The 11,676-nt window shown below is 69.3% G+C and carries 11 protein-coding genes; 6 read left to right on the top strand and 5 right to left on the bottom strand.

What is annotated here, in order from left to right:
* Nucleotides 1–146: 146 nt before the first annotated feature.
* Together TFC3_RS15310 and TFC3_RS15305 are read right to left on the bottom strand one after the other, a co-directional pair.
* Entirely contained in the window at nt 147–1,271 is a 1,125-nt protein-coding gene (locus TFC3_RS15310) for an LLM class flavin-dependent oxidoreductase (protein WP_236718137.1), read from the bottom strand.
* Between the two features lie 69 nt (nt 1,272–1,340).
* On the bottom strand, nt 1,341–2,378 hold the full coding sequence (locus TFC3_RS15305; RefSeq protein WP_067500254.1) for an LLM class flavin-dependent oxidoreductase: 1,038 nt from the start codon (nt 2,376–2,378) through the stop codon (nt 1,341–1,343).
* Between the two features lie 143 nt (nt 2,379–2,521).
* Here TFC3_RS15305 and TFC3_RS15300 point away from each other — a divergent pair, with 143 nt between their 5' ends.
* The gene (locus TFC3_RS15300; RefSeq protein ID WP_236718136.1) at nt 2,522–3,595 is read left to right on the top strand and encodes a hypothetical protein; all 1,074 of its coding nucleotides are present in this window, start codon (nt 2,522–2,524) and stop codon (nt 3,593–3,595) included.
* Between the two features lie 230 nt (nt 3,596–3,825).
* On the opposite strand, the gene TFC3_RS15295 is transcribed toward TFC3_RS15300, so the two are convergent.
* Together TFC3_RS15295 and TFC3_RS15290 are read right to left on the bottom strand one after the other, a co-directional pair.
* Nucleotides 3,826–4,860: a 5'-3' exonuclease H3TH domain-containing protein gene (locus TFC3_RS15295; RefSeq protein WP_067500252.1), complete on the bottom strand. Its 1,035-nt coding sequence runs from the start codon at nt 4,858–4,860 to the stop codon at nt 3,826–3,828.
* A 9-nt stretch (nt 4,861–4,869) separates the two neighbouring features.
* Complete coding sequence (locus TFC3_RS15290; RefSeq protein WP_067500250.1) at nt 4,870–5,817, bottom strand: LLM class F420-dependent oxidoreductase; 948 nt, start codon at nt 5,815–5,817, stop codon at nt 4,870–4,872.
* A gap of 111 nt (nt 5,818–5,928) precedes the next feature.
* Here TFC3_RS15290 and TFC3_RS15285 point away from each other — a divergent pair, with 111 nt between their 5' ends.
* From TFC3_RS15285 to TFC3_RS15265, 5 genes are all read left to right on the top strand, one after another.
* Nucleotides 5,929–6,516, top strand: a complete 588-nt coding sequence (locus TFC3_RS15285; protein ID WP_067500248.1) for a TetR/AcrR family transcriptional regulator — start codon at nt 5,929–5,931, stop codon at nt 6,514–6,516.
* Between the two features lie 116 nt (nt 6,517–6,632).
* The gene (locus tag TFC3_RS15280) at nt 6,633–8,066 is read left to right on the top strand and encodes a gamma-aminobutyraldehyde dehydrogenase (protein WP_067500246.1); all 1,434 of its coding nucleotides are present in this window, start codon (nt 6,633–6,635) and stop codon (nt 8,064–8,066) included.
* A gap of 216 nt (nt 8,067–8,282) precedes the next feature.
* Nucleotides 8,283–8,738, top strand: a complete 456-nt coding sequence (locus tag TFC3_RS15275) for an Lrp/AsnC family transcriptional regulator (protein WP_067500244.1) — start codon at nt 8,283–8,285, stop codon at nt 8,736–8,738.
* Nucleotides 8,735–10,105: an aspartate aminotransferase family protein gene (locus TFC3_RS15270; RefSeq protein WP_067500242.1), complete on the top strand. Its 1,371-nt coding sequence runs from the start codon at nt 8,735–8,737 to the stop codon at nt 10,103–10,105. The genes TFC3_RS15275 and TFC3_RS15270 overlap by 4 nt, the downstream gene beginning before the upstream one ends.
* Nucleotides 10,090–11,358 carry an FAD-binding oxidoreductase gene (locus TFC3_RS15265; protein WP_067500240.1) on the top strand — a complete coding sequence of 423 codons (1,269 nt, stop codon included), beginning with the start codon at nt 10,090–10,092 and terminating at the stop codon, nt 11,356–11,358. Before TFC3_RS15270 ends, TFC3_RS15265 begins: the two co-directional genes overlap by 16 nt.
* A gap of 59 nt (nt 11,359–11,417) precedes the next feature.
* On the opposite strand, the gene TFC3_RS15260 is transcribed toward TFC3_RS15265, so the two are convergent.
* Nucleotides 11,418–11,648, bottom strand: coding sequence for a hypothetical protein (locus tag TFC3_RS15260; RefSeq protein WP_067500239.1), 231 nt, complete (start codon nt 11,646–11,648; stop codon nt 11,418–11,420).
* Between the last annotated feature and the right edge of the window lie 28 nt (nt 11,649–11,676).

Genomic DNA, 11,676 nt, shown 5'->3' with positions numbered 1-11,676 from the left:
GCTCCACGGCCGCGGTCGTGCCCGCACCCCCGGCCGTGCCCGCACCCCCCGGCCGTGCCCGCGCCTTTCGGCGGTGGCTGACGTTTCGGGTCTGACGCCCTACCGTCGGTTGGTGCGGGGAGGAGGTGAGCGTTTCCCCGGCGGGGTCAGCGCGGTCCGGCTGCCGGCTGCCACCCGAGCGCCGGGCCCAGTTCGGTGGCGATGTCGGTGAGGATCTGCACGTAGTCGTCGTGCCCGAAGCTGAACGGCAACGCGAACGCCACCTCGTCGATCTCGCGGAAAGCGGCGTGGGCGTACAACTGCTCGGCGATCTGCTCCGAGGTGCCCAGCAGGTCGCGGGCGAACATCATGCGCGCGGGCCCTTGGGGGCTTCTGGTGCGGGGGGTGCGCTTTTCCACGTACGCGCGATAGCGGCTCTTCTGCCCGGCAGTTGCCCCGTCGGTGGGAATGACGACCAGTCCCTGGGACACGCGGGCGCGCTCGCCGTTGGGGTGGTGCGCGCGGAACCGGCGCACGTGCGAGAGCTGAACCTCGGCGAAGTCCTCGGACTCCTCGGCCTTGACGACGCTGCTGGTCAGGAAGTTCATGTCGTGCTCGCCGGCCCACTGGGCGGAACGCAGGCTCGCACCGCCGTACCACAGCCGGCCGCGCAGCCCGTCCGCGTGTGGCTCGACGCGTTCCGAGAACTCCTCGACCACGCCCTTCACCCCGCTGTAGGTGCTGGCCGGCTTGCCCGCCACGTGATCCAGCAACCGCTCGACCCGCCGGTAACCGAAGTCCTCCGCATCCCCGGTGTCCGGGTACAGCGCGTCCTTGACGGCGTCGTAGTTCATCGGCGGCCCGACGCTGACCCCCGGGTTGAGCCGCCCGCCGGACAGGAGGTCCACCGTCGCCAGATCCTCGGCCAGCCGCAGGGGGTTCTCCCAGCCCAGCGGAATGACCGCCGTGCCCAGCTCGATCCGGCTGGTCCGCTGCGACGCTGCCGCCAGCACCGCCACCGGCGACGAGATCCCGTACTGCAGATGCCGGTGGCGAACCCAAGCGCTGTCGAACCCGAGCCGCTCACCCAGCTGAATGATCTCCAGCGTCGACTCGTGCCCGGCCCGCGGGTCGTCGCGATCGAACAGTCCGATGGTCAGGAAGCCCAAGGTGCGCAAAGCATGATCAGGAGTCGGCACGCGCTCCAGTGTGCGCTCCCGTCCCTCGCGGCCCCAACTGGGGCATGCCGCGTGCAGCACTGTGCTGTGCCGGTCCACCACGTCAGCGGTCACCAAGATCAGCGAATCGGCACCCCGTTCGGCCGGCAAGCGCGACGTCAGCCGGCCGGCCGCCGGCCGACGTCAGCCAACGCCATCAGTGGCGGGCGTCCAGCCGATCGCGGGGGCGATGTGCTTGGTGATCGTCTCCAGGATGCGGGCGTTGTAGGCCACCCCCAGTTGATTGGGCACGGTGAACAGGATGGTGTCGGCGGCCCGTACGGCCTCGTCGGCGGCCAGTTCCTCGGCGATGCGGCCGGGCTCCCCGGCGTACGTGCGGCCGAAGCGTGACCGGACCCCCTCCAGCAACCCGACCTGGTCCTGCTCGCCGCGGTCGCCGAAGTACCTGCGGTCGATCTCCTCGGTGACCGGCAGCACGCTGCGCGAGATGGAGACGCGCGGTTCGCGGGTGTGCCCGGCTTCCTTCCAGGCGGCGCGGAACAGCTCGATCTGCTCGGCCTGCAACTGGTCGAACGGCACCCCGGTGTCCTCGCTGAGCAGCGTCGAGCTCTGCAGGTTCACGCCCAGCTCGGCCGCCCATGCGCCGGTGGCACGGGTGCCGGCGCCCCACCAGATGCGGTCGCGCAGACCGGGGGATTGCGGCTGGATCGCCAGACCACCGCTGACGCCTCCGGTGCGGGCCGGGTCGGTGCGGGCCACCGCGGCGCCATCGATCGCGGCGAGGAAGATCTCGGTCTTGTGGCGGGCGTCGTCGGCCGAGCTGGAGCCTTCGGCGGGTACGTACCCGAACGCCTCGGCACCGCGCAGAGCGGTCTCCGGGGATCCGCGGCTCACCCCGAGCTGCAGGCGCCCCCCGCTGATCAGGTCCGCGGCGGCAGCCTCCTCGGCCATGTACAGAGGGTTCTCGTAGCGCATGTCGATCACGCCGGTGCCGATCTCGATCCGCTTGGTCCGCGCGCCGATCGCCGCGAGCAGCGGGAACGGCGACGCCAACTGACGCTCGAAGTGGTGGACCCGCACGAATGCCCCGTCGACGCCCAGCTCCTCGGCGGCCTCGGCCAGCTCGATGGTCTGCAGCAGCGCGTCGGCCCCGGTGCGCGTCTGGGAGCCGTTCACATTGCGCCAGTGCCCGAACGACAAGAACCCGATCTTCTTCTTCACGTCGACCTCAACCGCTCGGCACGCTCCGTCATTCCGTAACCTATCCTCCTAGGATGCTGTAGAGGGGGTGGCCGGGGCTTGAACTGCTGAGGAGTGCCGGCCGTACTCTCCTCGGCGGGGTTGGTTGCTGGGGAGACGGGCCGGTGGTGTTGCGCCGCTTGCGGGGGTATGCGGGCCTGATCGCCGCTCTGGGCGCCGGTGGTCTGCTCATCGTCTTGCCGCCCGCTGCGCAAGGTAACCCGTCTGCTCCGGCGCCGATCGCGCTGGCCTGGCCGGCAGCCGCGAAGGCGACCTTGGCGGCAACGTTGAGCGACGGTACCGCGTACGAGCCTGACCTGTTCGTCGACGCCGCGACCTCGGTGGGTGCCGCGCCGAGCAAGGATGGCAAGGTGCTGCGGTTGCTGGTTCGCGATGGTGCCGGCAGGACGAAGGTGCTGCGCAGTCTGCCGGTGGGGCAGAATCCGTCGTACCAGAGCGTGACTGTGGACAAGGATGCGCTGGTGTGGTTCGAGCGCACGGACGCCGGCGGGTTGCAGTTGTGGACGGCGTCGCTGGCCGGCGGGGGCGCCCGGCTGGTCACTGCGGATGTCGGGCTGGTGCGCTTCTACCGCTCGGAGAACGACTTGATCATTGCCGGCGGAAAGGCGCGCTGGGTGGCGAGCGGGCCGCGAAACAACACGCAGGTACGGTCGGTGGCGCTGACCGGGGGAGCTGTGGACGTACGCGAGGAGCCCGGCTCTTGGCGGTTGACGGGTTGGCCCTGGCTCGTGGATGGGGCGACCAGCACGCTCGGGGCCACCACGCTGCGTAACCTGACCACCGGTAAGGACGTGCCGGTCACCACCACCCGCAAAGCCGAAACGGCGTGCAGCCCGCAATGGTGCCAGATCATGTCGCTGGACGATGAGGGGTACAGCCGCATCCAGCTGATGCATCCCGATGGCAGCGCCCGCGTGGACGTGGCCGGCGACACGGCGACCACCGAGATCACCGATGTGGCGCCGCTCGGCCGGTTCCAGATCTTCGTCAAGGTCGGCGCGAACTCCGAGCTGACCGGCAATGCCGAGCTGCTCGCCTACGAGATCAGCACCCACCGTACGGTGCAGATCAGTCCGGACGCGGGCCAGATCGCCTACCGCAACGGCGTGCTGTCCTGGTCGACGGGCAACCTGGACACGTTTGTGCGGCACAGCCTGGACCTGCGATCCGTGCGATAGCCGATCCCGCTTCGCGGCCCTGGTGATGTTTCACTTTCCTCAGGAAGTGGGCGCCGGAACAGTGCTGAAGATCGGTGGTCGCGCCGACGGGAGGCACGCCTGTGCCGTGATGACGGCCGAGTCGCCCTGGTAAGGCGTTCTATCCGATGACCACGTCGCTGGACGGCGATCTGGAGGACCACTACGCCGGCCGTCCCCATGCGACAGCGGAGCGTTTCCGGGTCGAGCTGTCAGAACAGTGACATCTGCCCCGGCGTAGGGTCACGCCGGCCGCTCATGCCGCCTCGGATCACCCACGGGCGCAGATCGGGAATGACATCTTCCTCACGCGGGTCCGGGTCGCGCTGCGGGGGCACACCACCGGTCAGGGCCCACAGCGAAGGCCCCAGGTTGATGCCGCGCGCCCGCAACGCCGTGCGCATCGTGGCCAAGCTCAACGGCAGCCGCGCCGATTCCAGATCGGGGATCGGCAGGTCGGTGCGCATCCGCATGAGTCTCTGGTTCCGCGCGACTTTTTCCCGTACGCCCGCAGCAGTCAACTGTTTCGCCGCAGCTTCACCGACTGCCTCACGCACCAGGTGGCCCTGTCCGGAATCGAGCGCCGTCCACACCGTCTCAACCGAGCCGAACGCGGCGAGAAGCTTCGCGGCGGTGGCCTCGCCGAAGCCGCGCACCCCGTGCAAGTTGTCCGACGGATCCCCGCGCAGTGCCGCGAAATCACGGTACTGCCAGGACTCGACGCCGCACAACTCGACCAGGCCGGCCGCGTCCACCAGCACGGCTTCGTCGAAGCCGCCGTTGCGCACGCGCAGCACCGATGTCGACTCGTCGATCAGGGCGAAGGCATCGCGGTCACTGGTCATGAGCACCGAACGCCAGCCGGCCCCCCGGGCCGCCGCGGCCGAACTGGCCAGCACGTCGTCGGCCTCGTACGCCGGCGGCACCAGCGTGCGCACCCCCGCTGCGGTCAGCAGCTCCGGCGCGCAGAGAATCTGCTCGACCAGGTCCGCCGCCTTGTCCGGGCGATGCGCCTTGTACCCGGCGTAGTCGGCTCGGCGCGCGGAGTCCAGGGGGCAGTCGAAGCCCACGAGGAGCGCGTCGGGCCGCAGGTACGCCGCCGCGCGGGCGATGAAGCCGACCAGGCCGCGCAACGCCCAGATCGGGCGCCCGTCCTGGTCGACCCATCCGTCCCCGGCCCCGGCATGGTAGGCCCGGTGCACGAGGCTGTTGCCGTCGAGCACGAGCAGCAGGGGCGAGTCAGGCACCCAGCTACCTTAGGCCGCCGGTCGCAGCAGCGGCGCGAGGGCGCCCCCGACGCTGGTGAGCACGCCCGGCACGTGACCGCTGAACACCAGGTTCATGGTCAGGCCGGTGACACCGCGGTCGATGACCTCGCGCTGCACCCCCTCGGCGAGCTGCTCGGGCGTACCCACGATCGCCCGCTTGCGGCGCTCCGGGGCGAGCTGTTCGAGCAGCTCCTTGCCCTCGGCCTCGGTCTCGGCGGCCAGCACCGTGGCGTGGTAGCTGACGGCCAGCGTCTGCGGGTCGCGCCCTGCCTCCTCACAACGCTGACGCAGCGCGGCGACCTTGCGCGGCAACTCGTCCAGGTCGCAGATGATGTTCAGGTGGTCGGCGAACTGGGCCGCCAGCCGGAACGTCTTCTTCTCCCCGCCACCGCCGAGCATCACCGGAATGGTGGACCGGATACGCGGATTGTTCATGGCGTTGCGGGCCTGATACCACTTGCCCTTGACCGTCGGCTCCTCGCCGCGCAGCATGGGCGTGATGATGGACAGCGCTTCTTCGAGGCGTTCGAAGCGCTCGGAGAACGTACCGAAGGCAAATCCGTAGTCGTGGTGCTCGCGTTCGAACCAGCCCGCGCCGATGCCCAGGATCGCACGTCCTTTCGAGACCACGTCGAGAGTGGTGACAGTCTTGGCCAGAAGAGCGGGATTACGGTACGTGTTGCCGGTGACCAGCGTGGACAGTTGCACCGACGAGGTGACCGTCGCGAGCGCGCCGAGCGTCGTGTAGGCCTCCAGCATCGGGTTGTCCGGCGTGTTGATGCCCGGCAATTGGTAGAAGTGGTCCATCACCAGCACGGTGTCGAAACCCGCCGCCTCGGCCTCTTTCGCCTGCGCGGCGACGGTGTCGAACAGTTTTTCGACCGGCACCCCGGGATAGGTGAAGTTCGGAATCTGGTATCCCAGCTTGATGCTCACAGGGGGCCTCCACGTCTCAGCGTCGTCCGGCAGGGCAGGGCCCTCATGTAAGAGAGCTATTACTTGTTAATGTAAGAGGCCTCTTATCGGCACGCAAGGCAGGAGGTCACCGTGTCCGCCGACCGCAAGTACCATCACGGTGACCTGCCCGCCGCCCTGATCCGGGCCGGCTTCGAGGTGCTCGCCGACTGTGGCCTGCAACGCTTCTCCGTCGCCGCGGTCGCACGCCGCCTCGGGGTGAGCACCGCCGCGCCTTACCGCCATTTCCCCGACCGCGATCATCTGCTCGCCGCCGTCTCGGCCGCCGCCGCCACTGCCCTCGCCGCCGATATCAGCACCGCCGCCGGCCAGGCCGGATCCGATCCCGGCGACCGCTTCGCCGCCGCTGGCGCCGCCTATGTCGCGTTCGTCTCCCGCACCGGCGCGGGCTTCGATGTGATCTTCGCCGCCGGCCTCAAGGAGCTCGCCGACAGGACGCGCTCCGACGCCACCCGAGCCTTGATGACTGTGCTGGTCGATCTGGCAGCCGCCACGGGTGCGCGCCCGGCTGCCGACTCCCTGCGCCTCGTCGAGGAGACAGTCGCGCTGGCGCACGGCTACACGGCGCTCTACCGCGACGGCTTCTTCCGCCGCCGGCCCGGCATGCTGGCCGAGCTCGCCCCCATGGTCACCCGGGCCGCGCGGAAACTGATCGACTGAAGTCGCTTCGCCGATCGACCAAGGTCGCTCCGTCATCGACCAAGGACGGTATCGGCACCGACGGATCCGATGGCACGATGGGCCTGCGCCAACCGATCCACTCATCAGGAGGCCGGATGTCCGCCAAAACCGTGCACAACGTCATCGCCGGGCAGAGCGTGGAGCCCGCGGACGGCCGCTATGCCGACCTGGTCGATCCCAGCACCGGAGAGGTCTTCGCCAGCGCCGCCGTGTCCGGAAAACATGATGTGGATCGCGCGGTACGCGCCGCCGAGAAGGCCTTCGAGGGCTGGCGGGACACCACACCCGCCGCGCGGCAGCTCGCCCTGCTCAAGTTCGCCGACGCCATCGAGGCCCGCGCCGGCGAGCTGGTCGCCGCGGAATCGCAGAACACCGGCAAGCCGATGGGCCTGACCGCCAGCGAGGAGTTACCCCCGTCGATCGACCAGATCCGTTTCTTCGCCGGAGCCGCGCGCTTGCTCGAAGGCCGCTCCGCCGGGCAATACCTGACCGGATACGAAAGCTATGTGCGCCGCGAGCCGGTCGGCGTCTGCGCCCAGGTCACCCCGTGGAACTACCCGCTGATGATGGCGATCTGGAAGATCGCACCGGCGCTCGCGGCCGGCAACACGGTGGTGCTCAAGCCCTCCGACACCACGCCGGTCACCTCGGTGCTGCTGGCCCAGCTCGCCACCGAGGTGTTCCCGCCGGGCGTGTTCAACGTCATCACCGGCGACCGGGACACCGGGCGGGCACTGGTCGCGCATCCGGTGCCGCAGATGGTGTCGATCACCGGGTCGGTGCGCGCGGGCAGGGAAGTCGCCGGGGCGGCCGGCGCCGCCCTCAAACGCACCCACCTGGAGCTGGGCGGCAAGGCGCCGGTCGTGGTGTTCGACGACGCCGACGTGGAAGCCGCGGCCGCCGGGATCGCCGAGGCCGGCTACTTCAACGCCGGCCAGGACTGCACCGCCGCGACCCGGGTGCTGGCCGGCCCCGGCGTGCACGACGACTTCGTGGCGGCGCTCGCCGAGCAGGCCAAGGGCACCCGCACCGGCGCGCCCGGCGACGAGGACGTGCTCTACGGCCCGCTCAACAACGCCGGGCAGCTGGAGCGCGTGACCGGGTTCCTCGACCGGCTACCCGATCACGCCACCGTCGAGGCCGGCGGATCCCGGCAGGGCGAGCGCGGCTACTTCTACACCCCGACCGTGGTGTCGGGCCTGCGCCAGCAGGACGAGATCATCCAGGAGGAGGTGTTCGGGCCGGTCATCACGGTGCAGCGCTTCAGCGACGAGGACGAGGCCGTGGCGTGGGCCAACGGCGTCGACTACGGATTGGCCTCCAGCGTGTGGACCCGTGATCACGCCCGGGCGATGCGGATGACCCGGCGGCTGGACTTCGGATGCGTGTGGGTCAACTGCCACATCCCGGTGGTCGCGGAAATGCCGCACGGCGGGTTCAAGCATTCCGGGCACGGCAAGGATCTCTCGGTGTACGGCCTGGAGGACTACACCCGCCTCAAGCACGTCATGCACTACACCGGCGATTGACCGCGACGTCGTCGCAAGAGGCCCACAAGCGCCGCCTGCTCCGAGGCGCGGCCGCATCCCGCGCCCGCCACGCAATCGCGGCCCGCCGTCGAGACAACCAAATCCCTGTTCACGTCCACCCTCGTCAACGGAAACACTTGTCAGAAGCCGCCGAAGGTGCGATAAACGTAGTCACCACCGGCAACGGCGCCGGCCCGTGGATGGCACAATCTTGACGTGACGGATCAAGCGCTCGACGACATCAACAAGCGGATCATCGAGCATCTTCAACGGGACGGGCGGATGTCGTACGCGACGCTGGCCAAGGTCATTGGGCTTTCCGAGGCTGCTGTGCGGCAGCGGGTGCAGCGGCTTCTCGACGGGGGGCTGATGCAGATCGTTGCGGTCACCGACCCGTTGACGCTGGGGTTCGCCCGGCAGGCGATGGTCGGGGTCAAGGTGCTCGGGGACATGCGGCGGGTGGCCGACGAGATCGCCGCCATCCCGGAGGTCGACTACGTCGTGATCTGCGCCGGGGGGTACGACATGCTCGTCGAGCTTGTCTGCACCGACGATGAGCATCTTCTTGCCCTGCTCAACGACAAGATCCGGGCCGTCGAGGGGGTGTCGGCCACCGAGACCTTCATGTACCTGAAGTTAGCCAAACAGACCTACGCCTGGGGAACAAGATGAGTCAGGATCTTTCCGCCGCGGCCCGCGACCACCTGTGGATGCACTTCACCAGGCTCTCGGCCTACACCGGGCCCGGCGCCGGCGAAGTGCCGGTCATCGTGCGCGGCTCCGGTCCGTACATCTTCGACCAGCACGGCAAGCGCTACCTGGACGGCCTGTCCGGGCTCTTCGTGGTGCAGACCGGGCACGGGCGCACCGAACTCGCCGAGGCCGAGGCCAAGCAGGCCGCCGAACTGGCCTACTTCCCGGTCTGGTCGTACGCGCATCCCACCGCCGTTGAGCTGGCCGAACGCCTCTCCACCCTGACCCCCGGCGAGCTCAACCGGGTGTTCTACACCACCGGCGGGTCGGAGGCGGTGGAGAGCGCGTGGAAGCTGGCTCGCAGCTACTTCAAGCTGACCGGCAAGCCGATGAAGACCAAGGCCATCTCCCGCTCGGTGGCGTACCACGGCACCACCATGGGCGCGTTGTCGATCACCGGGTTGCCCCTGCTCAAGCAGCAGTTCGAACCGCTCGTGCCGAGCACCTTCCGCGTGCCCAACACCAACTACTACCGCCGCCCGGACGAGTCGATGAGCCCGGAGCAGTTCGGCCGGTGGGCTGCCGACCGCATCGCCGAGGCCATCGAGTTCGAGGGACCCGACACGGTGGCCTGCGTATTCCTCGAACCGGTGCAGAACGCCGGCGGATGCTTCCCCCCGCCGCCGGGATACTTCCAGCGGGTTCGCGAGATCTGTGACCGTTACGACGTCCTGCTGGTCTCCGACGAGGTCATCTGCGCGTTCGGGCGGCTCGGCGAATACTTCGGCTCGCAGCGCTACGGCTTCACACCGGACATCATCACCTGCGCCAAGGGCCTGACGTCCGGGTACGTTCCCATGGGCGCGATGATCGCCTCGGAGCGCCTGGTCGAGCCCTTCCTCACCGGCGCCACCTCGTTCGCGCACGGCGTCACGTTCGGCGGGCACCCGGTGGCCGCCGCCGTTGCGCTGACCAATCTCGACATCTTCGAACGGGAAGACCTCAATTCCCATGTACGTTCCCAATCGCCGGTGCTGCGCTCGTACCTGGAAAAGCTCCTCGATCTTCCGATTGTCGGCGACGTGCGCGGGGACGGCTTCTTCTTCGGCATCGAGCTGGTCAAGGACAAGGCCGGCAAGAAGACGTTCACCGACGCCGAGGCCGATCGGCTGCTGCGCGGTTTCCTGTCGCCCGCGCTGTTCGACGCCGGGCTCTACTGCCGGGCCGACGACCGCGGTGACCCGGTCATCCAACTGGCCCCGCCGCTGATCTGCGAGGAACGGCATTTCGCGGAGATGGAACAGATCCTGCGCAGCGTGCTGAGCGAGGCATGGACCCACATCTGAGTTTCTGGCTGCAGTCCCTCGGCCCGATCGAGCATCGCGCACCTCTGCCCGGCGACACCAGCGTTGACGTCGCCGTTGTGGGCGGCGGCTACACCGGCTTGTGGACGGCGTACTACCTGGCCGTCGCGGCCCCGCACCTGCGCATCGTTGTGCTTGAAGCCGAGTTCTGCGGGTTCGGCGCCTCGGGACGCAACGGCGGCTGGTGTTCCGGGCTGTTCCCCGTGCCGGTGGACAAACTGGCCCGCCGCTACGGCGAGGACCGGGCCGAGGCCATGCTCGCGGCGCTGGCCGGCGCGGTCGACGAGGTGGGCCGGGTCGCCGCGGCCGAGGGCATCGACTGTGACTACGCCAAGGGCGGCACGATCAGCCTGGCGCGCCCCCGGGCCCAGTTGCGCCGCGCCGAGTCCTCGCCGGACTTCATCGACGCCGCCACCGCCGTGAAGATGTGCGGGGCCAGCGGTGTGCTCGGCGGCACGTACAGCGCGGACTGCGCGGCGTTGCACCCGGCCAAGCTGGTGCGGGGCCTGGCCGAAGCCGTCGAACGCCGCGGCGTCACGATCTTCGAGCAGACCCGGGTCCGCTCGTTGTCCCGCGGGCTCGTCGACACCGACCGCGGCACCGTGCGAGCCACCACAGTGGTCCGGGCCCTTGAGGGATACACGGCCAGCTTGCCGGGCCATCGGCGTACCCTCGCGCCGGTCTACTCACTCATGATCGCCACCGAGGTGCTGGACGCCGCGACCTGGGAACGTATCGGGTTGCGTCGGCGGGAGACCTTCACCGACGAACGACACCTGATCGTGTACGGCCAGCGCACCGCCGACGACCACCTCGCCTTCGGCGGACGCGGTGCGCCTTACCATTTCGGGTCGGCCGTGAAGCCCGCGTTCGACCGGGTTCCGCCGGTGTTCGCGGCGCTGCGGCGTACCCTCCGGGAGTTCTTCGGAATCGACCTGGAGATCGTCCATGAGTGGGGCGGGCCGCTGGCCGTGCCCCGCGACTGGATGCCCTCAGCCGGGATCCGCGACGGACTGGCCTGGTCCGGTGGCTACGTCGGCGACGGCGTCGCGGCGGCGAACCTGGGCGGGCGCACCCTGGCCGACCTGATCTCCGGGCAGCTCAGCGAGCGGGTGACGCTGCCGTGGGTGGGGCATCGCTCGCGGCGCTGGGAGCCCGAACCGATCCGCTGGCTCGGCATCAACGCCGCCCTGCACGCCACCACCGCCCAAGACGCCTGGGAGCGGCTCGTCTGAAACGCCTGCCGGCGCCCGGCTCTGAAAGCGCGCCCGGCTCTGAAAGCACCGGAGGGAACTCAGGAGCCGGTATGGGTCGGCGGCACGATGTGGGCGCGGAGGGTCTTCGCAGCCTCCCGCTCCTCGGCGGCCACACGCCTGTCCTTGGCGGCATGCTCAGCAGCGCCGGGCAGTGTTTCCCGCATCGCCTCATGCACCTCGGCGCTCTTCTCGATCGTCGCGGAGAGCGCCTCGGCGTTGCGCGCCGAGCGCTCGAACTGCTCGCTGAGTTCTTCCCGTCCCACAACCATGTCTGGTGAATGCCCGATTGAGACTGAG

It is taken from the genome of Actinoplanes sp. TFC3, assembly GCF_001553785.1.
Classification (GTDB): domain Bacteria; phylum Actinomycetota; class Actinomycetes; order Mycobacteriales; family Micromonosporaceae; genus Actinoplanes.
The sequence above is the reverse complement of the archived record's forward strand: the minus strand, read 5'-3'. Positions and strand labels throughout refer to the sequence as shown.

Bases quoted from the DNA above. Each gene is read 5' to 3' on its own strand.
- TFC3_RS15280 (WP_067500246.1), top strand. From the start codon at position 6,633: ATGTCCGCCAAAACCGTGCACAACGTCATCGCCGGGCAGAGCGTGGAG.
- TFC3_RS15265 (WP_067500240.1), top strand. From the start codon at position 10,090: ATGGACCCACATCTGAGTTTCTGGCTGCAGTCCCTCGGCCCGATCGAG.
- TFC3_RS15260 (WP_067500239.1), bottom strand. From the start codon at position 11,648: ATGGTTGTGGGACGGGAAGAACTCAGCGAGCAGTTCGAGCGCTCGGCG.
- TFC3_RS15270 (WP_067500242.1), top strand. From the start codon at position 8,735: ATGAGTCAGGATCTTTCCGCCGCGGCCCGCGACCACCTGTGGATGCAC.